Source organism: Campylobacter sp. CFSAN122748 (genome assembly GCF_045277125.1).
GTDB classification, from domain to species: domain Bacteria; phylum Campylobacterota; class Campylobacteria; order Campylobacterales; family Campylobacteraceae; genus Campylobacter_D; species Campylobacter_D jejuni.
This window is the reverse complement of sequence record NZ_CP116954.1, coordinates 12,378-32,059: the sequence shown is the minus strand read 5'-3', so window position 1 is coordinate 32,059 and position 19,682 is coordinate 12,378. Positions and strand designations below refer to the sequence as shown.

General features: G+C 25.0%; 25 protein-coding genes and 1 pseudogene. 9 read left to right on the top strand and 17 right to left on the bottom strand.

Annotated elements, in window-relative coordinates; all coding sequences use genetic code 11:
* Positions 1-65: 65 nt before the first annotated feature.
* Complete coding sequence (locus tag OT390_RS08960) at positions 66-446, bottom strand: hypothetical protein (RefSeq protein ID WP_322246938.1); 381 nt, start codon at positions 444-446, stop codon at positions 66-68.
* Positions 447-791: 345 nt separating this feature from the next.
* Between OT390_RS08960 and OT390_RS08955 the strand changes: the two genes are divergently transcribed.
* From OT390_RS08955 to OT390_RS08920, 8 genes are all read left to right on the top strand, one after another.
* Entirely contained in the window at positions 792-935 is a 144-nt protein-coding gene (locus OT390_RS08955) for a hypothetical protein (protein WP_002834677.1), read from the top strand.
* Positions 936-993: 58 nt separating this feature from the next.
* Positions 994-1,275, top strand: a complete 282-nt coding sequence (locus OT390_RS08950; protein ID WP_171821596.1) for a hypothetical protein — start codon at positions 994-996, stop codon at positions 1,273-1,275.
* Positions 1,276-1,318: 43 nt separating this feature from the next.
* Positions 1,319-1,462: a hypothetical protein gene (locus tag OT390_RS08945; RefSeq protein WP_002782730.1), complete on the top strand. Its 144-nt coding sequence runs from the start codon at positions 1,319-1,321 to the stop codon at positions 1,460-1,462.
* A 187-nt stretch (positions 1,463-1,649) separates the two neighbouring features.
* Positions 1,650-1,871: a hypothetical protein gene (locus tag OT390_RS08940; RefSeq protein WP_002881155.1), complete on the top strand. Its 222-nt coding sequence runs from the start codon at positions 1,650-1,652 to the stop codon at positions 1,869-1,871.
* Positions 1,861-2,130 (top strand): type II toxin-antitoxin system YafQ family toxin, encoded by a 270-nt coding sequence (locus OT390_RS08935; RefSeq protein WP_002789000.1) that lies wholly within the window; start codon positions 1,861-1,863, stop codon positions 2,128-2,130. Before OT390_RS08940 ends, OT390_RS08935 begins: the two co-directional genes overlap by 11 nt.
* Before the next feature lie 90 nt (positions 2,131-2,220).
* On the top strand, positions 2,221-2,343 hold the full coding sequence (locus OT390_RS08930; protein ID WP_002813541.1) for a hypothetical protein: 123 nt from the start codon (positions 2,221-2,223) through the stop codon (positions 2,341-2,343).
* Entirely contained in the window at positions 2,306-2,527 is a 222-nt protein-coding gene (locus OT390_RS08925) for a hypothetical protein (protein ID WP_162492363.1), read from the top strand. Before OT390_RS08930 ends, OT390_RS08925 begins: the two co-directional genes overlap by 38 nt.
* Before the next feature lie 43 nt (positions 2,528-2,570).
* Positions 2,571-2,714, top strand: a complete 144-nt coding sequence (locus OT390_RS08920) for a hypothetical protein (protein ID WP_002782730.1) — start codon at positions 2,571-2,573, stop codon at positions 2,712-2,714.
* Between the two features lie 312 nt (positions 2,715-3,026).
* On the opposite strand, the gene OT390_RS08915 is transcribed toward OT390_RS08920, so the two are convergent.
* Positions 3,027-3,254 (bottom strand): WGR domain-containing protein, encoded by a 228-nt coding sequence (locus tag OT390_RS08915; protein WP_002799350.1) that lies wholly within the window; start codon positions 3,252-3,254, stop codon positions 3,027-3,029.
* A gap of 12 nt (positions 3,255-3,266) precedes the next feature.
* Complete coding sequence (locus OT390_RS08910) at positions 3,267-3,497, bottom strand: hypothetical protein (protein WP_002834760.1); 231 nt, start codon at positions 3,495-3,497, stop codon at positions 3,267-3,269.
* A gap of 228 nt (positions 3,498-3,725) precedes the next feature.
* Between OT390_RS08910 and OT390_RS08905 the strand changes: the two genes are divergently transcribed.
* A complete protein-coding gene (locus OT390_RS08905) occupies positions 3,726-4,664 on the top strand; it encodes a tyrosine-type recombinase/integrase (protein ID WP_002834762.1) in 939 nt (312 codons plus the stop codon).
* A 42-nt stretch (positions 4,665-4,706) separates the two neighbouring features.
* Here OT390_RS08905 and OT390_RS08900 read toward each other — a convergent pair whose 3' ends face one another.
* From OT390_RS08900 to OT390_RS08835, 14 genes and pseudogenes are all read right to left on the bottom strand, one after another.
* Positions 4,707-4,931 (bottom strand): hypothetical protein, encoded by a 225-nt coding sequence (locus OT390_RS08900; RefSeq protein WP_002834764.1) that lies wholly within the window; start codon positions 4,929-4,931, stop codon positions 4,707-4,709.
* A gap of 1,143 nt (positions 4,932-6,074) precedes the next feature.
* Positions 6,075-6,971: a bacteriophage T4 gp5 trimerisation domain-containing protein gene (locus tag OT390_RS08895; RefSeq protein ID WP_011049861.1), complete on the bottom strand. Its 897-nt coding sequence runs from the start codon at positions 6,969-6,971 to the stop codon at positions 6,075-6,077.
* Between the two features lie 248 nt (positions 6,972-7,219).
* Positions 7,220-7,852 (bottom strand): hypothetical protein, encoded by a 633-nt coding sequence (locus OT390_RS08890; protein ID WP_002798596.1) that lies wholly within the window; start codon positions 7,850-7,852, stop codon positions 7,220-7,222.
* A 76-nt stretch (positions 7,853-7,928) separates the two neighbouring features.
* Positions 7,929-8,201 (bottom strand): hypothetical protein, encoded by a 273-nt coding sequence (locus tag OT390_RS08885; protein WP_322246935.1) that lies wholly within the window; start codon positions 8,199-8,201, stop codon positions 7,929-7,931.
* Between the two features lie 84 nt (positions 8,202-8,285).
* Entirely contained in the window at positions 8,286-8,852 is a 567-nt protein-coding gene (locus OT390_RS08880; RefSeq protein WP_032586778.1) for an imm11 family protein, read from the bottom strand.
* Positions 8,849-9,559: an AHH domain-containing protein gene (locus tag OT390_RS08875; RefSeq protein ID WP_322246934.1), complete on the bottom strand. Its 711-nt coding sequence runs from the start codon at positions 9,557-9,559 to the stop codon at positions 8,849-8,851. The genes OT390_RS08880 and OT390_RS08875 overlap by 4 nt, the downstream gene beginning before the upstream one ends.
* A 110-nt stretch (positions 9,560-9,669) precedes the next feature.
* Positions 9,670-10,073, bottom strand: a pseudogene (locus tag OT390_RS08870) (hypothetical protein); the annotation flags it as partial.
* A 294-nt stretch (positions 10,074-10,367) separates the two neighbouring features.
* The gene (locus OT390_RS08865; protein WP_002819046.1) at positions 10,368-11,231 is read right to left on the bottom strand and encodes a hypothetical protein; all 864 of its coding nucleotides are present in this window, start codon (positions 11,229-11,231) and stop codon (positions 10,368-10,370) included.
* A 12-nt stretch (positions 11,232-11,243) separates the two neighbouring features.
* Complete coding sequence (locus tag OT390_RS08860) at positions 11,244-15,479, bottom strand: hypothetical protein (RefSeq protein WP_284079597.1); 4,236 nt, start codon at positions 15,477-15,479, stop codon at positions 11,244-11,246.
* Positions 15,463-16,227, bottom strand: a complete 765-nt coding sequence (locus OT390_RS08855) for a hypothetical protein (RefSeq protein WP_011049864.1) — start codon at positions 16,225-16,227, stop codon at positions 15,463-15,465. Before OT390_RS08855 ends, OT390_RS08860 begins: the two co-directional genes overlap by 17 nt.
* A gap of 83 nt (positions 16,228-16,310) precedes the next feature.
* The gene (locus OT390_RS08850; protein WP_002870327.1) at positions 16,311-17,180 is read right to left on the bottom strand and encodes a hypothetical protein; all 870 of its coding nucleotides are present in this window, start codon (positions 17,178-17,180) and stop codon (positions 16,311-16,313) included.
* Between the two features lie 45 nt (positions 17,181-17,225).
* Positions 17,226-18,239, bottom strand: coding sequence for a hypothetical protein (locus OT390_RS08845; RefSeq protein ID WP_011049863.1), 1,014 nt, complete (start codon positions 18,237-18,239; stop codon positions 17,226-17,228).
* Positions 18,240-18,241: 2 nt separating this feature from the next.
* Positions 18,242-19,318, bottom strand: coding sequence for a hypothetical protein (locus OT390_RS08840; RefSeq protein ID WP_002867149.1), 1,077 nt, complete (start codon positions 19,316-19,318; stop codon positions 18,242-18,244).
* Positions 19,308-19,652, bottom strand: coding sequence for a hypothetical protein (locus OT390_RS08835; protein ID WP_002835296.1), 345 nt, complete (start codon positions 19,650-19,652; stop codon positions 19,308-19,310). Before OT390_RS08835 ends, OT390_RS08840 begins: the two co-directional genes overlap by 11 nt.
* Positions 19,653-19,682: the final 30 nt, after the last annotated feature.

Sequence of the window (19,682 nt, the reverse complement as noted above, 5' to 3'; positions counted from 1 at the left end):
ATATTGGTTTTAGTAGCTCATTATCTCAATGATAAATACACTAACGAAAGTAAAAGTTAAAAACCTTATTGTCTTAGAAATGATTTAAAGATAGACAAAATTAAATCAAAAATTGTAGGCTGTAAAATAAACATTAAAGCAGCAAGAATAATTACATATGTTCTAACTTCTCTTTTAAAGCTATCTAGTTTGTTTTCAAGCTTATCAAGTTTAACACCTACTGAATCTTCAAGCTTATCAAATCTAGTATTCAAAAGATCTATAGTTGGTAATTTAGAAATGGCTTCTTTAAATTCTCTAAAAGATTTGTCTTTTATTTCTTGAGAATTTATTTGGCTTTCTTTAGCAAATTCGTTAAGAGCTTTAATGAAATTTTCTTCAGTTTGATCTTTAAAATAGACAGAAAATAAAGCTTTTACACCTTCTGAAATATAATAATTTTTCATATTTATACAACCTTTTTTTAATTATAACATAGCAAATTTAAAAATGCAGTTTTTATAAAAATAAATAGAAATTTGTTTTGATTATATTTTACTCAATATTTTTTATTACATCTATGGTTAGTGAATATAATTAATAATTTTTATAAGGGTGTTTTCTGCTTCTTTGTTTTTATTCTTCTTTTTAAAAGCTACATCACAACACTTTATACTCTAAGCTTTTTAAAAGTACTCAAATAAGATTGTCATAATAAATAATAAAAAATCAATTTCTTATTATTTTCATTTTATTTTTTTCTTTTTTATTATAATTTATATGTTAAAATAACATATTACAAAGGAAACAATATGGATTTATCTCATTCATTAGGACAATATATTATTTTAGCTTTTGCAATAGCCGTAGCCATATTTGTTACATTTTATGACTTTGATAAAAAAGATCATCAACATAATATAAAAAATAATATCCTTAATATTTATAAAAATTAAAAAAGATTTTAAGTCATTCTAAAAATAAAAATTTATACTATTTTTTAAAGGATTTGCTATGCAAAAAAATATACAAGATTATATTATTGATGTTCATTCTTGCGATCCCCATTCATCAAATGCTTATAAACAAGATTTATTCGATGTTTTAAATGAAGATTTTACCAAAGAATATGAATTCATAGATAGTCCTACTTTAGATGATATGGTAAAACACAAACAAAGTGATGAAGTTTTTAAAGTGTTTTATAAAAAAGATGATAAAATAAGATTGCTTAGAGTTAGTAATATGCAAGCTTTAAATCGTTTTGATAAACTTAAAGGTGCAATGCAAAAATAATTTTAGATAGTGGTTTTAAACCTGATAAATAAAAAGGATTAATATGTGTAAAGATCAAGAATATATAGAGCAAATGAAAACTTTATTATTAAAAGGTTTTAAAGATGCCAAAGATGATAAAGTGTATCAAAAAGAACAACTTGAACTTGCAGAAGCAGGAATTAATGATGGCTTAGAGGAGGATTAATTATATAATTAGCCATATATTTATATTAGTTTTTTTAAAAAACCGTTTTTACTATTCTTTAATCTTTTATATTGTATTTTGATTGTCTTATTTATGTAATTTTATATATAAAAAAAGTTTTTTCCAATTTTACAACAAAACCCTTTATGGTATAATAAAAATAAAAATTATATAAGAAAGGATACAAATGGCTATAAAAATTGAAATTAGCGGATTTGATAAGGATTTTTTACCTGTTTTTGAGAGTTTAGCTAAAAGCCTAAAAGCTACTTATTGTTTGTTAGAATGTGATACTCCAGAAGAGAAAAAACAAAGTTCTATGAAAAAGGCTTTAGAAGAAATGAAAAATGGAGAGCATGAAACTTTTAAAAACTTTGATGAGTATAAAAAGGCTATGCGTGAAATATGAAATTAGAGTTTTAAAAGAATACAAGAAAAACTATAAGAAGCTAACGCTAAAAGAAAAAGACTTAGTAGATGAAATAGTCTATCGCTTATCTAACAATGAAACTCTTGAAAGAAAATACAAAGATCATAAACTAAAAGGTGAATTTAAAGAGCTTAGAGAGTGTCATGTAAAACCTGATTTGCTCTTAATTTATCAAAAACAAGATGATAAACTTATTTTAACATGTATTAATATAGGTTCTCATAGCGAGTTGTTTTAATAATTGAAGTTAAATTAATCAAGTTTATAAAAATCCATAACTACATATTAAGTCATTTATATCATAATAGAAAGAAAAAAGAAAAACACTATGAAAAAATTATCCCAAGAAGAAATACAAAAAGCTATGAGAGAATGTGTAGTAAGTTCTTATACTTATGATCCAGTTAATCCTAATGGTTATTTCTCAAGATTTATTCGATGTTTTAAATGAAGATTTTACCAAAGAATATGAATTCATAGATAGTCCTACTTTAGATGATATGGTAAAACACAAACAAAGTGATGAAGTTTTTAAAGTGTTTTATAAAAAAGATGATAAAATAAGATTGCTTAGAGTTAGTAATATGCAAGCTTTAAATCGTTTTGATAAACTTAAAGGTGCAATGCAAAAATAATTTTAGATAGTGGTTTTAAACCTGATAAATAAAAAGGATTAATATGTGTAAAGATCAAGAATATATAGAGCAAATGAAAACTTTATTATTAAAAGGTTTTAAAGATGCCAAAGATGATAAAGTGTATCAAAAAGAACAACTTGAACTTGCAGAAGCAGGAATTAATGATGGCTTAGAGGAGGATTAATTATATAATTAGCCATATATTTATATTAGTTTTTTTAAAAAACCGTTTTTACTATTCTTTAATCTTTTATATTGTATTTTGATTGTCTTATTTATGTAATTTTATATATAAAAAAAGTTTTTTCCAATTTTACAACAAAACCCTTTATGGTATAATAAAAATAAAAATTATATAAGAAAGGATACAAATGGCTATAAAAATTGAAATTAGCGGATTTGATAAGGATTTTTTACCTGTTTTTGAGAGTTTAGCTAAAAGCTTATCTCAAAAGCCTATTTTATCAATGTTTTTTCTTATTTTTTGAGCAAAAACTTACGCATACCCTTTTTTCATTTTTTGTTTCTTTAACCTCTCAAAAAAAATTTGTGCCTCATTAAAACTTGGAAATACATTATTTTTTCTTCCTGTGCAACTTTTAAAACGCACATTTCCGTAAACTCTCTCAACCATATATTCCTCAAATAGAGTGGCAATAATTTCTATGCTATAATAGCGAATGTTTCCTTTCTCAGTTATTCTGTGCAACAAAACATTATTCATAAAAAAACCTAATTAAAAATTATTTATTTTATTCAAAAAATCATTTTTAAACATTTTTTCTATAGCAAGCTTAATCATTTGATTAATTTTCTCATTTTCTTTAGCTACATTAGAAATTTCATCTTTGTAAGCAGGAATCATCATTTCTATCATTTTTAATGTTTTTTCATCAAATAATACTCTTTTTGGAATTAATATTTCATTTTTTTGAATATTTTCATTATTTATTGTATTTTTTTCCATTTTTATCCTTTATTTGTTAAAATATATAAATTATACCATAATATTAATAAAAAATTGTATAAATAGACAAATAATGCAAAAATATAAATATTTTTATGATATAATTTAAAATATATAACATAATCTTATATCAAAATAAGCCTATTAAAATATATATTTTGGTATTAACACAAGCAAATAAATATAACATAATTGTTAATTATGTTATAAAAAAAGGATGTAAATAAAATGAAACTTAAAAATACTACAATAAGTGAAGATTTAGAGCGTTGGATAGAAGCTTATTTGAAACATATTCAAGCATTATCCTATTCAAATAATACTTTTTTACTTTATAGGCGTATTTTACTAGAATTTGTAGAATATTCTTTAGATTATCAAGATGAAATGCAAATAAACGATATAAAAACGACTTTTTTAGTCAATTTTCTTAATTATTTAGAAAATAATTCAAAAAATGGCAATAAACTATCAAAAAAAACAAAAATAACTTATTTGAGAGCATTAACTAGCTTTTTTTCTTTTATAAGCGATAATAATGATGATTTGTTTATTTTTTCCTTTGATATGAAGAAAATTAGATTTAGAACAGAAAAATCAGAAGAAAAATTAAATTATCTTAATGAAAATGAAATTATAAGGCTAAATAATGTTTTAGAGAAAGAAAAAGCAAAAAAAGAAGTTTACAATAGTTTTAGAAACTCTTTACTGATAAAACTTATGCTTTATGGAGGACTTAGAATTTCTGAAGCTTTAAATGTAAAACTTTGTGATTTTGAAGAGGTTGATGATGAAATATTAAAAATATCCATAATAGGCAAGGGCGGTAAAGAACAATTTGCATTTATTAAAAAAGAAGAAGTAGATGATGAGCTTGAATATTTTAAAGAAAATATCCAAGATAGTGATTACATAATGCAAACTAGCACAGGAAAACATTTAAACAGAAGTAATGCTTTTTTGATTGTAAATAATATTTACGCTAAAGCTTTGATCAGCAAAAAAGGACTTCATTTGCTTAGACACACTTTAGCCATGAGATTAACAGCCAAAGGAACAAACCTTGTGGTCATACAAAAAATTCTAAGACATGCAAATCTAAATACTACTACTATATATGCCAAAGCAACAAATGATACAATAAAAACTGCGTTATTGAATAATTAATTTTTCTAAAATTAATTATTTACATAGACTTCTTTTTGAAGTCTATGCTGTGAATCTTTCTAATAAAAGTTTAGGTTCTCCGCCAAGTATTTTGATGAAATTTGCAATTCTTGATTGTATCATTTCTACGGAATACATACCTCCTAAACCGCCTAAAGCATAAAATAATTCTTCGAAAATGTCTTCTTTGTTAAATTCAAGTTCTTCTATATCAATAAGATCAGGAGTTCGGCTACATTTTTGTAAATTTTGATATATTTCAACCAAAATATTAATTCTTTCTGGATTATTTTTAGTTTTTAGATAAGAATTTAAGTGTATGATTAGGGTTTTTATGAGTTTTTCTCTATTTTTTTATTTTCAAGAAAACTCAAGAGGACTGTGATTTATAGTTAAAATAACCAAAAGAACATACTTGAAAAATTAATAATACAAAAAACATATACTTTTTAAAAAATAAAATTTTTCAAATATAGAAAATCAATAGAAGAAGAGAAGTTTAGTTAAAAGTTTGTTTGGTAAGCCAAAGGGATTGTTCTAAACCCTGCAAAAGCAGGGGATACTCAATAAGCCTTGACATAGCAAAGCATTAAGAGTATAATTATTAGAACAATTTTGAGCATTAAACTCACCTCCCTTCTGGGCGGTAAATTAACGCTAAAGGGTTGCAGCCCCTTTGGCGTTGCACCCTTTTATAATTATACCAAACAAATTCTTTGACTTCTTAATACATTTTATTTATGATTGAATCTTATCTTTTAGCATAAGCAAGAAAAATATAAATTAAAAAATAAAATAATTCAATAGAAAGGAAGATAGGCTTAGTTAAAAGTTTGTTTGATACCGCAGGTAACCCACTCCAGTTGCCCCAAAAATGAGGCTTGGTTAATATGCCTTGACTATAAATAAACAAAGCAGTATAATAACCACTAGAATGAGTTGTACGAACCTCATTGAGTTACCTCCTTTCAGGGGTTTCACAATTTAGCCGTAGGGGGTCAGCCTGCGGCTTAAACCCTTAATGTAATTATACCAAACAAATTCTTTAACTTCTGAAACAATTTATGAAAGATTTTTGTATAAGTTTTAATATTTTAATGAAAATTTAGGTGTAAGCTATAAACAAGAAGCCTTTCGAGCTAGCTAAGAATACTTGGCTTTAGTTAGGAACCTCCTACTTCTAAGCGTTAGCGAAAGTAGGAGTAATTCACAGTTTTCATTGTTTTAAAATTTTTCTCTTTGTTATTAATAGATAATTTCGATATATCATATCTATCCCAAAAGATAAGCTCTAAGGGTCGTTGTAAAAAATGATAAGTTAAGCTTATAAAAATAATCAAAGCTATAAGCACACCACAAGGTATATAAAATCTTTTAAGTTTGTAAAAAGGTTTTTTTATTGTTTATCCTTTACTCTGCTTTAAGCTCTCCACCTTTAACCACAAGTCCATTAGAGTCTATAATTACTTCTACTCCACCTGCTTTAATGATAACACAATCAGGTTTTGCATTAATAATTGTTTCTCCTACCTGTATAGTCGCTTCGCTATCGGCTTTTAACTCATGAATAGTTTTTGCATAAGTTGTGATATTATCAGCTACCATGCTTGTATTTTTATCACTTTCAAATCCTATGGATTCATTACTTGTAAAAAGAATATTATCTTTGCTTTTATAATCCATCTCTTTCTCGCTTAACACTTGCATTTTATCACTGACATTAATACCATAATGCCCCTCAACCACTTCCTTTTTATTCCCCTTCACATTTCTTATTTCATCTTTATGTATAATAGTATTTTGATTTGCACCTATTTCTATGTCTTTGTTTTCTCCTACAAACTCATGAGAGTTTTTAGCCACTCTTACTTTATTATCTACTCCTACATTTAAGGTATTGCTTAATCCTACTATGGTATCTTTAGATAAGCCTACATTAGTTAAGTATTCTCCTCCTACATTGACATTTTTAGCTAAGTCTATGGTTTGAGTATGAACCTTTTTAATCCTTTCATTATAAATTCCATCCACTATAGAATCTTTATCATTTAAAATTCTTTGAGTGAAATTATGTTGTACTAATTCATCATAATCCTTTTGGGCTTTTAAATAAATTTGTTCTTTATCTTTTATATTTGAGAGGGTAAGTTCATTATAACCTTCTTCATTAACACCTATGGTTTTAGAAGAAAGAGAAGTTTGGTGATCATTAAAAGGAAGATTTACTAAACTTGGATTAGCCCCATTATACAAACTAGAGCTCACATAAGGTTTATCTATATCATCATCTAAAAAAGAAATAATCACTTCATCTCCTAACTTTCTTTGATAAGGGCTTTAGTGATTTTAAAGGGTAGGGGATTTGAAGTAGAATTTAAAATATCAAGACTCATATAAGAATTAAGGGACATTGAAGATCCTTTTGGGGGTTGAGTTTATGGTGTTTATAATTTGGTATAAATCCACTATGTTTTTAATTTTTATATTTATTATTTTAACACAAATAGTCTAAATTTGAGTAGAAAAAAGGAATGGCTTATTTTTGTTATTAAAATCTATTTTTTATCTAAATTTACTTCTATGATATTAGATTCTTTTTCGCTGTTTTGTGTATTTTCTAAACGCAATTTTATTTTATTTGCACCCATGGGAGTTAAAATAGTAAAATATCTAGTATTATTTTCATAAAAACCCCAAATTTCATCAAATTCCAAATAATTTGCTAATCCATATTCTTTAAACTTACATTCTTTATAGATTGATTTTAAAAATTTTGGCACTTCATTAATAATAAAAAGTATTTTGATTTTTTCTTTTTGAGAATTAATATCCAATTCTTTAATCAGATTATTTTGATATTCTTGCTTAATTATTTCTATTATTTTTTTATTATCACAATTTTTTAAATCATTAAGATTAACATCCATTTCTTTTTTTAACTCTAATTCTTGAGGAAAATAATTTGTATTCTTATAATTAGAAGCTTGTGGTAATAATATATTTAATTGTTCATCACTTTTAAAAATTAATTTCGCTATATTCATAATTTTAATATTTAATTCTAATATAGCGTAAAAATCTTTTTTAGAAAAAATTTTATCTACACCTTTTTTCATATTTACAATATCTAAATTTTCATCAGATAAAAATTCTATAAGTTTATTTAAAAATATAGGTTGAGGAAGCATTACCACCCTTTAAGCTCTAAGCTTTCAAGCTCTTCTAAACTCATTGCTCTAATTAAAATCCTTTCTTCTGATTGAATTAAAGAAAAACTTGCAATTTCTCTAAAGCTTCTTTATACTCTAAATACCCCAAAGGCTCATCTTTGCTAATGCTAAAAAAACTCAGCCTCCATTTGGTTTCTTTATCTTCATCATCTAGTTCAAAATTTTCCCAAGGTTTTTTAAAAAGAATAGTATCTGTATCTTCACTTAGGGTGAAATTTATTATTAACCCATCTGGTGTTTCATAAAGTTTAGGCATAGCTTCATAAGCTTCTTCCCAACGTCTTTGTAAAAGTTTTAAATCTTCCATAAATTTTTCCTTAAATATAAAATGAAATTATAACTAAAAATCTTTTTATATTAAATTGCAAAATTTTTTATAGCTTTTAGTCTTTCAATTTTCATATACCATAACTTCACTAAAACTAAAACCTAATAAATTATTTTCTCTCACTATTTTTCTAAATTCACTTGATACAAAAACAGGTACTTCATCATCTTTAATTCTAAATATATGGCTTCCATCAAGTTTTGATTTTTTTAAAACAGCTTTAGTAATACTTAGATATTCATCATTATCACCCATATAAGTATATATAGAATGTTCATAATCTAAAGCCTCAAGTGATTTTATTACATGCATAATTTTACAATCATAATAATTTATTTCCTGATTTTTAATTTCTACATCCAAATATTGCACACAATCTTTGATTAAATTTTCCATTAATTTTACAAATTTAGGAGAGACTATACGCCAACCACAGTCATTGTGTATAAGACCAGTTAGTATGCTTCCTTCATCTTTATCGATTTCAAATGTAGGTGTTTGCCAATTTGTGATAGGTTTAGATTCTAAAAGTGCATATTCATTATTATTTTTTATATCTACAAGATTACAAGAGCACCAATTATCCACATCATTATGATTATAGTTATACATCATTTTATAATATCTCATTGTTTTCTCTCCTTATAGTATTCTTTGCGAAGTATAGCAGGATTATTTTTGATTTCTTCTTTTAGTTTTTCAAATTCTTTTAAGAATTTATTCTTATCCCCTCTAGCTATTTTATCAATTTTCTTCATTTTTTCAAGAATATATTCATGATATTCATTAGGATGTCTTCCGCGATGTGGCATTTTAACTTTATTCCAGTCTTCATCTAATTCTAAGTTATATTTTTTTATTATTTTCTGAAATTCTTTAGTAAATCTTTTACTCTTATCAGTGGCAATGTGATGGGTTTGAATTGGTAATTGATTGTTTTTACCTCCTACCCCTTCCCATCTTATCCTATCATACTCAATCTTAGCAAGAGGACTAGCTTGTATTTTAGCTAAAGCAAATTTAATCTTATTCTTTTTGGGTATAGCAAATATAGGATAACCTTTTATACTCATTCCTATCAAACCCATTTGTAACACAGAATGTTTATTATTAACTTTATGATCTGAATAAGTATAAGCAAATACCATAGCTACTTTAGTACAAGGTCCTCCTAGTATAGGTGGATTTAAACATCCACTTATACTAGCTCCTTGTATTTCATTATTAAGCATAATAGGAATATTGTCTGATTTTATTCTTTTAGCTTTTTTTGCTTTTAACTTAACTCTACCTCCATGTAAGCATACTAAAGTATTATCTTCTAAGATAGGATGCATACAAGAAGTATCAGGAGTTATATTAATATCTTCTATTCTAGGAAGAGTGATTTTTCTTTTTTTATTGTGGGTTTTTTAACCCACTAAGATTATATTAAATCATAAAACATTTATACAAAGCTAATTCTATTTTGTTTAATCATTCTAGCACGATTGATAAGAGCATAAAGGGCTTTACTTTCATCATTATATATTTTTCCTTCAAATTCTTCATCTCCATCAAACTCAATACTTTTCCATTCTATAATCTCTGCTTTAGCATTAGTGATAAAAGAAATATATTTATCTCTTTGTTTATCGTGTTTGATACCTGCACATAAAGGTTTAAGTGCTTCATCATACCAAATCACTTCTAGATTTTCTTCTTTGATGATTTTTAGTGCTACTTCTTTTGTTAGATATTCTTTAATGTCTTTTCCATCGTATTTTTTTGTTCATAATTCATCTGCAACATTTTATCAATAGCTTCTTTTTCACTATCAAAAGAATACTCAAGTTCAACACCTCCTCTTTCTCAAGAAAGGACTGCGCTTATTAAGGCATACTTTTAGCTATGAAATTAACCGCCAAAGGAACAAACCTTGCAGTCATACAATAAAATTAAAGCATGCAAATCTAAATACAACAACTATACACAAAAGCCGATTATAATTATTTTTATGTCAAAAATCCTATAAAATATATTTCTTTTACTTTTTATTGCTTATCTTTTCTAAATAAACTTTCTAAAATAAGTCAGTCTTCACGCCGATTTTTCATCCTGATTGATTGCATTAAAGTGAGCAAATTTAATTTATTTCAACTAAGTCTATTTTTGTTTAAAATATTGCGCATATTCAAAGGGTCTTTCTTTTAGTTTAAAATAAAATTTATTATGAAATTGGGTTGTGGTATTTAAAGTTTTTTGAAGAGTTCCTAAAGAATATTCTAAAGCCCCATTATATATTATCTCTTCTTTTTGCAAATAACCCACAGCATATTCCAAAGGAGAGGTATTTGAGAAAAATAATTCAATAAGATTAAAATTTAAATGATTATTCGCTTCTATATAAAAAGGATGATTCTTATGTATTTTATAGGTAGCTAAATTAAAAAATAAATTATTTTTATCTTGATACAAACCTATATCATAAGCAATGATAAATTTTCTCAAACTCCATACAAGATAAGAATAAAATAAATCATCGCTAAAATCTACTACTTCATAGTCATTTTTTTGCACCATTTCATCTAGCATTGAAATTAGTTCAAATTTATTTAAATTTTTATTTTCGATATAGTAAAGTTTAATACCATGAACTTGATTAATTTCATTAATATAAGAAGTTAAAAATTCAATATTATCTTTATAAAGTTTTAAGAAATATTTTTTTAATTCTAAATTATCTATAATTTTATAGGGGTTATTTTTGAAGAAAAGTTCTTTAAGTCCTTCAAAGCAATTCTCACCAATATTAAAAGCTTTAAAAATGATATTTTTTTCTTTGATTATAATTTTACCTAAATAAATGCTTGTTTCAAATTTGAAATTTCTCTTAAGATTATATTCTTTTTTTAAGAATTCTTCATCAAGTCCTTTTATACTCATATCACTTTGCAAGCCCAAGTAAATAGTTTTATCTTCTCTTATATTGGAGATATAATCTTTAAGCGGTATTTTTATAGTTTTCATTATTTTCCTTGATTATAAACTTCTACCTATGAGGGTTTCTACATATCTTGGATCTCTTTCATTGGGCTGAATTTCATAAGCATCTTGTATAGCACCTATATTGCAACCTACTAAATAATTCTCACTAGGATCGCAAATTCTACTAAATTTATCAAAAATAATTTTCTCATTGATATAAGCTTTTTCAGAATAAAAAACATATCTGCCTAGAGCATCCATATTGTGATTATAATATTTTTCTATATAAAAATGCCTACATTCGTGAAAAACCGTTTTTGCAAATTCTTTAAAATAAGCTTTTAAAATGTATTGATTTAATCTGACCTTATTTTCTTCATAAGCTCCAAATGATAAAGATCCGCTAGGCTTTTGGCTATAAAAGACTACATTTTCTAAAGGTAAATTAAATTCTTTACAAAGAGTTTGAGTTAAAGCTTTTAGAAAATCTTTACATTCTTTAAGATCTCTGTTTTTGTTATTTAAAAGCTCTGTGTGGAATTGTTTAAAACTTTTACCATTCTTATACTCTAAAGGTAAAATTTTATTAATTATGGTGCTAATATATTTGCCATCTCTATCTTGAAGATAATTTCCTTTATCTTTTTCTGATATACTTGTTAAAAATTCCTTATTGATTAAATCAAATCTATAGTATATATAAGCGATTTTTCCGGCAAATTGAGGATAGGTTCTGAGATAGGTAAAAAAGTCTCTTTTTTCTTGATTTTTTAAATTTGCCCTTAAAAACCAATTTGCCTCTTCAACACTATCGATTGATTTTTGTCGGTTAAGATTATATACATTAAGGGCTTTTAGCTCCTCTCTTGTAAATAATTCTTTCACCCTATCATCTCTACCAGAGCCAACTTTAAAACTCATATCTATGATTTTATAAGCATCATTTAAATTAGGAAGTCTTTTAAATTTATTTTTATCTTCATAAGCAAAAACTAAAGCATAATATTTATCAAATTCTTCTTCATTAGCCCTTGTTAGAGGTAAACTAAAGCCTATTTTTTCAAATTCTTCATCTTTTTCCTCATCATCCATTTCCCAGCATTCATGAAAATATTTACTTTCGTCTTTTAAAAACTTTATATCTTTAAATTCTAAATGCTCTTTACCTTCTAAAATTCTTTGAAGTCCTGCTTCATTTTGAATTTGAGCTAAAGCCCAAACGATATTTACATCATCTTCTAAACCATCAACTTCGCATTCTACATAAGTCCCTGGTGCAAAATTTGCCTTTTCATCGATAATAATCCTTACACTTTTTTCAGCACTTACCACATCTTCATCTTCATCGAGTTCCCATTCTATTTCTTTTATGAAATTTACTTTAGATTTCTCTTGCTTAGGATACTCTACTCTTAAAGAAACAATTCCTTCCTTCTCATCTTGTATAAACTTAGCTTGCTTACTTAAATCCTCTAATAACTGTGCTTGTGCCATACCTATGCTACCATTACTGCCAAATTCTCCCTTTTCATTGATAGAGTAAAGATATAGATTATCTTTTATTATGCTTTGCTCTTTTTTATCTTTTTTGCTTGTTTTGTTTTCTTTTTCATTACTTTCTTTTATTTTTACTTCTTTAAAAGTTTTAGAACATTCTTTATTGGTATATAATCTTACACAACATTTTCCCCAAGTTTTTCCTATTTCAAAGGGATAATCTTTTAAAAAGCTAGGGTTAGTATCTTTAGCTATTTCATTAATCTTTAAATAATATTCTCCTTCAGGCAAAGTGCCAAATCTATCTTTAATACTTTCATCATCATAATAAAAATAAGCTTTTTTACCTTTACTTGTATCTTTTTCATCTTGGTAAAAATAATTTGCAATTTGCTTTTTACTTCTTTTTTCATTATCTGCCTTAGCAGTACCACTTCTTGCCATATAAGAATTAATTAATTCATTTCCTTTATAATGATAGAGATTAAATCCATCATAAACTAAATGATCTTTTGCTTTAAATTTAAGTATGAGTCCAACTTTGTGATGGGTATAATTATTAAATATCCTTTTAGCATTTTGTAAAGGAGTAGGAAAATAAGCTTCACTTTCATCAAGCTTTACTTTAAAGCTATAACAATCACTAAAATACTTTTCTTTATCAAATCTTATTTTACCCTTTTCATCACTGCGTCTTTTTAGATTAACTACTCTTAAAGCTTCATCATGTTTAAAACCTTTGATAATGATTTTAGCATTAGCAATGGGTTTATTGTGTTCATCTTTTAAATATAAAGTGATAAAGCAAGGTTCTTTAGCACTGGATGAGGATTCATTTAAGGGTTCTTTTGAAATTTTGTTAAAACTTGTATTGTTGTAAACAATTTCTTTTTTAAGCTCTTTGGGTTCTAGTTTAATATTTAAACTTTCTTCTAATAAAGAATAATTTTTAATCTTTGCATTATGATTGTTATATTTTATATTCAAATCCCCTAGAGAATTTAAATCCTCTTTATCGTATTTAAAATAATAAAGCAAATTTTCTTCTTTATCTTCAAATGAAAACTCATTATTTTCTTTTGCACCTAAAAGAAGTTTTTCATAAAAAAATACTCTTGTGTTAAATTCTTTAAATTTAATATCATATTCTTTTTCTATTCTTTTAATGTCAAGTAAAGATTCATTTTTAATAAAAATATCGCAATGACTATCATAAATATGGATTAAATTTGACATCGATGAAGTATTATTTAAAAAGATAATTTTTTTATTTTTGTCTTTATTTTCTAAGATGAAATGGTTTAGGTTTTTAGAGTGGGAAGATAAAAGATAAAAATCTTGTTCTTTTATGCTATTTGTATTTTCTTTTGTATCACTTTCTTGATTTGAATTTTCATCTTGATTTAAATTTTTATTTATTTCTTTATTTTTATTTTTATTTATTGTTTCGTCTTTACTATTTATTTCTTTATTTACAATCAAAGAATTCATATAAGTTTGATAAGCATTTTCTAAATCTTTAAAGCCAAGTTTTTTAAATTCATCAATACTTTTATAAAGTTCTTTTCTTGCTTTTAAATAAGTATCGTTTAGTTTGGTTTTGTGGAAAATAAAAAGAATATATTCATCTTCATCATATTCTAAAATTTCTTTAGCTATTTTTTCATTTAATAAAGCTTTATCATTATTATCTAAAACTAAAAAAGCTTCACATAAAAACAAAGTTCTTAAATAAGCAAATTCTGAGTTGATATTAATATTATCAATATCTTGTAAATTTAAAGTCTTTAATGAGTATTTTTTAGTAGCGATAATGTTTAAACTTTGATTTGGATTTAAAAAAGTATTTCTTTCTTGTTTTAATTGAAAGCTTAGATTTTCATTTAAGGATTTAAATAAAGAATTAAAAATCTCATTTTTGATTTTACTATCTTCTTTGTAAAGTTTTAAAGCAAGTTGATATTTTTGTTCTTCTTGATCAATGATTTGATCTTGTTCTTGTAAATCTTGTATGTTTTTTAAATACTCTTCATCCATAAAGTTATAGGAATTAGAAGCTATGCTTGTTTTAGTTATAAGTTCTTTTTTCTTTGCTAGGGCAAATTCGTATTCTTTAGAATATCTGGGGTAGGGGTGTGGGGTGAAGAGGGATAAACCAAGAACTTCGTATATATTGTTGAATATTTCATCTATATTTTTATCATTTTTATAATATTGTCCATTGCCCAGATGGATAGTTTGTGGAAAATATTGTATTTTTGGATTTAAAAAATTTATTATTATTTCTTTAGCTTTTTGTGATATATAGTAACTCAGCTCCTCTCCTTGAGTGAATATTACAAAGGCACCAAATGCTACCAAAGGTGCTGAATCTGGACATAATATACCAACCAAACTCACAATTCCAGCTGCAATTGCAGTCGCAGAAATACCAACTGTATAAACAATAGTTTCAACCCCTTCAGCTATAGCTTTAATAACTACCGACCTTTCGCCATTAAGGACATATTCTAAAGAATAATCCATAATTTTTAAAGTGTTTTCTGTTGGTTTGGTTATTATTCTTATTTTTCTTGCTATTGGTTCTAAAGTAGGATATTGCTTGGAGTAGGAATTTACGGTGTTTTTTAATCTATCTACAGTATCCCGCAAATATTGAGTTTTATCTTGTAAGTCTTCTATATCTTGTCTATTAAAATTTGCTATCCAATCCGGTATTATATCTTTTTTAGCAAGCACAGCATTTTCTATACCTTGTCTATCTTCAGGACTTAAATTATTTTCCGCATGCATTTAATCTTCCTTTAGCAAAATTTATGAAATAATTAAGTTTTTTTGTTACATATATTGCTTCGTATAATTCTTGATCTTGAAATTTTAAATCCGCATCATGAAATAAATTTATTTTTTTATAAGAATTAATCATATTTTTTAATAACTGTTCTTTTTGAGGTATAGAACACATAAGATTTGTATCTAAAGTAAAACCAAAAAACAAGATATTATAAGTCATAAAATTAATTTCAAACATTATTTTACCTAAATTATACTTAGATGGTAATTTTTCAATTTCACTCATAAAGACAAGCAACTCATCCGCAACATTTAAATAATTATTAATTTCTTTTAAATTAGTAGTGCTATTAGAAGCAAGATAAAAATAATTAAGATTATTTTGCATTTGCAAACCAAATAATACATCCTTATTTTTAAGAGCTACCAAATAAGCATTGTCTAAACCTAAAATTTGCATAAATTTAAAATCTTTTTTAAAATTATGCATATAATTTAATAGTTCTTTTTGATTAAGTTTTAATTCTTGATTTAAGTTTTGTTCTACAAAAACTTTTTTAAATTCTTCTTCGTTGCTCTTAAATAGTTTGTATGTATCTTTAGCATTTTGATATTCTTTTTCATGATAATATCTATCCCAAAAGATAAGCTCTAAAGGGCGATAAGCTAAGCTTATAAAAATAATCAAAGCTATAAGCAAACCGCAGGGCATATAAAATCTTTTAAGTTTGTAAAAAGGTTTTTTCATTTATATTCCTTGATATTTTAAAAATAGTTTTTGTGTCTTTTTCTGTTTCGTTTAAGGTTTTATTTTGAGTGTTAAGTTTTATCTCATTCATTTGTGCATTCTTTTAGTTTGGTTTGTATGGATTTAAGTTTATTAGTTTGTTTTTGGTTAAGTTTGAATTTTTTAAAAATATAGATCAATTTTTGAAGGTTTTTTATTAAATTATTATCATCAGTATAAGCATATTTTTCTAATTCTTTATTAAAAAATAATAAAATTCTATTAGAAGTAAAATCAATTTTGCTCATACCATTTAAAATTGTCATAGTTTTAGGGGTATTTAAATCACAAATATAATCTTGAGAAAATTCACTCAAATACATACTAGTAAATCCACTATTATAGCCAATTAGGTCGTTAATATACATTCCGATTCTAACTACATCAAAGCTATCAAACTTATGAATATCTTTTTGTAAAAAATCCTCTTCTAAACGAGTATTTAGAAAAAATAAAAAATCTTCAAAAACTTTAAATCTTTCCTTGTCAAATAAAAAATAAGTTTTATGATTTGTGATATTTCTTTCATTGTATAAAAGATAAAGTATAATATCAGTATTTGAATTTGTTGTAACATGTCCAGCTTGTCTCATAAGCTCAACATCTTCTTCTGTAGGATAGTAAGAGGTTAAAGTTTTCATATCTTCAATACTAGCTTGTATCATCTTAAGATTTTTAATAATCATTTGTGTAACTTTTTCTTGATTATAGTTTTCTTTGCTTAAATTCTTAGCATACTCTAATTCTTCCTTGCCTTCGTTTTTGCTCCACTTGATTAAAGCACTAAGATTTTCTCTTGCTTTGTTATTATCAGCTTCCATAGAATTAAACAATTCATAAATATTGCTAATAACTACATATAAAACCACCAAGATGAAAATGATAATCCAAGATTTTTTTGAGAATTTAAACAAAGGTTTTATCCTTAAAAATAATATTATTTTGCATTATAACATTAATTATAAAATTGTCATCTTTATTTCTTTATTTACAATCAAAGAATTCATATAAGTTTGATAAGCATTTTCTAAATCTTTAAAGCCAAGTTTTTTAAATTCATCAATACTTTTATAAAGCTCTTTTCTTGCTTTTAAATAAGTATCGTTTAGTTTGGCTTTGTGAGAGACAAAGATAGTATAAAAACTAGAATCAAATTCTAATTCTTTTATTGTGTTTTTGTCAAATAAAGCTTGCTTATCTTTGTCAAATAAAACATAATCTTCACAAAAATATAAAGCTTTTAATAAATAGGGTTTTGAATCGATGTTAATGTTGTTGATATTTTCTAAAGATAGTTTTTGTATATAGGCTATGTTTAAATTATTGATTACTTGTATAGACATAAGTTTATAATTATTATATTCTTGATTAAAGTGATGAAGATTTTCTAAAAATATTTTATACTTATTGATATATTCTTTTTCATTTTGTATATTATTTAAATGCTTAAGACTTTGATTGAAAATATTATTATAAAAATTACAAGAAAAACTATCAAAATTAAATTCTTTTAACAAATTACTATTTTTATTATCTATAGAACATAAAGGAGTAAAGGAATTTTGTATGTTTTTGTAGTAGGGGTAGAGAGAGTGGGTATTAAATTTATAAGTTTTATTACTTGTGAAAGAATCAATTAAATTAAAAGTAAATTTCTTAGCTTCTTCTCTAGAGTTTTCAATATCTTTTATGTTATCAAGTGTCATTCCCAAATCCATAATGGAGGAGATGATAATTGTTAAATCAGCTATTCTATCTATTCCTAAATTAGCTATAGCTTTGCTTACGCTTTTTTCTTCATCCCAAACTAAAATAAAATTGATAACATCGCCAGTAATAGGAATTTTTTTGCAAATTAATCCGCAAGAATTGAAAGTTTCTAAAATAGTATTTCCATAATCTAAAATAGGTTCTATTTCATCCCAAGCTTGTCTAATCTCTTCGGGTATTATTAAGTCATCTTTATCTGACATATTTATTCCTTATATTTTAAAGCTTTCTTTGTAAGCATTAAAGTTTTTTTTGTTTGATTGTAAATTGCAATGAGTTTTAAAATTTCACTCGTTCTTTTTGGAAAAATTTGAATAAAATCATCTTTAAAATCAAATTTTCTTTTTATATTGGTATTAAAATAAGCAAACGCATCACTTTGAAAAAATCGTCCCATTAAAATAATATATTCTTTTCTTTTGATTATTTTTTTATATTTTTGTTCATTTAGTGGTAAATCAATATCTAAGCTCGATATTGCTTTATTGTAAGTAATCAAAGCACCTTGTAAAAGCACAAGCTTATCTTCTTTATTTGAAATTTTATTCATTGTTTTTAAAAGTATTTCTAAAAGTTTTAATGCTTCATTTTTATCATAAGCAAGAGCTGATCTTTGTGGATAATTTTTAGCCTCATTTATAAGTAAATTTGCATTATAAAGAAAGGTTAATTGATTGATATTTTTAAGAGAGAAGATATCTTTGTTTGAACTTTCAATATACTTTAAAATTTCTTTATTTTCTTGTTTGCTCTGCTCTATAAGCTTAGAGGAAATATTAGTATAATCCTTTGCAATTGCGTTTTTTTGCAAAATTTGATCTGCTAAAACAAAAGAGTTTTGTAATTTTTCTTTCTGATTTAATGTCAGACTATTTTCTATTTGCTTATAATGAGAATTTCTTAAGCTTTCAAGGTTTGAAATATCGTTTTTTTGCACAGAAAAAAAGTTTTTAAAAAAATTCAAATCAAGTTTTAGATAAAAAAGTGCTTCATTAATATAGATGATATAGCTTAGTGTTTTTAATTCTTCTTTGTTCAGATTAAAATAAATCGCCTTAAGTTCTTCTAAGTTTTGTAAATATTCTTTTCGGGTAAGGTTGTTATAGTAGTATGTTTGATTGTTTATGTTGCATTTAAAATTAACTTGATTTAAATTTGCATTTTGTATAAATTTTAAATCCTCATCGCTCAACTCATCAGTGCACAAAGCATAAGCAGCGTTGCAAATAAAAAATGTAAAAAAACATAATTTTAATACTCTTTTTAAAAATTTATCTCTCATTTTCTATCCTTTTTAATTTGCAAAGAATAAGTAAAATAATACCAATTAATTTCCTAGCGAGAAGGATAATTGCTAATAAGTAAAGTGTTACTAATAATCCATATTTAACAAAAAAATATCCACCAAAAAATATTATGATTACAATCATACTATCTGGAATAAGCAATAAATATCCAAAAGTATCATATATCCAATCTATAATTTTACTAGAAACACCATATTTACTTTTGCAATTTTTACATTTTATTTCTAATTTGCCCGAGAATATATTCCAAATATTTTGTAATTTATTGATTTTTGTTTTACAAACCTCACATTCTTTATAAAGCGACATTTATCTTATTCCTTTACCATTTTCTACAAT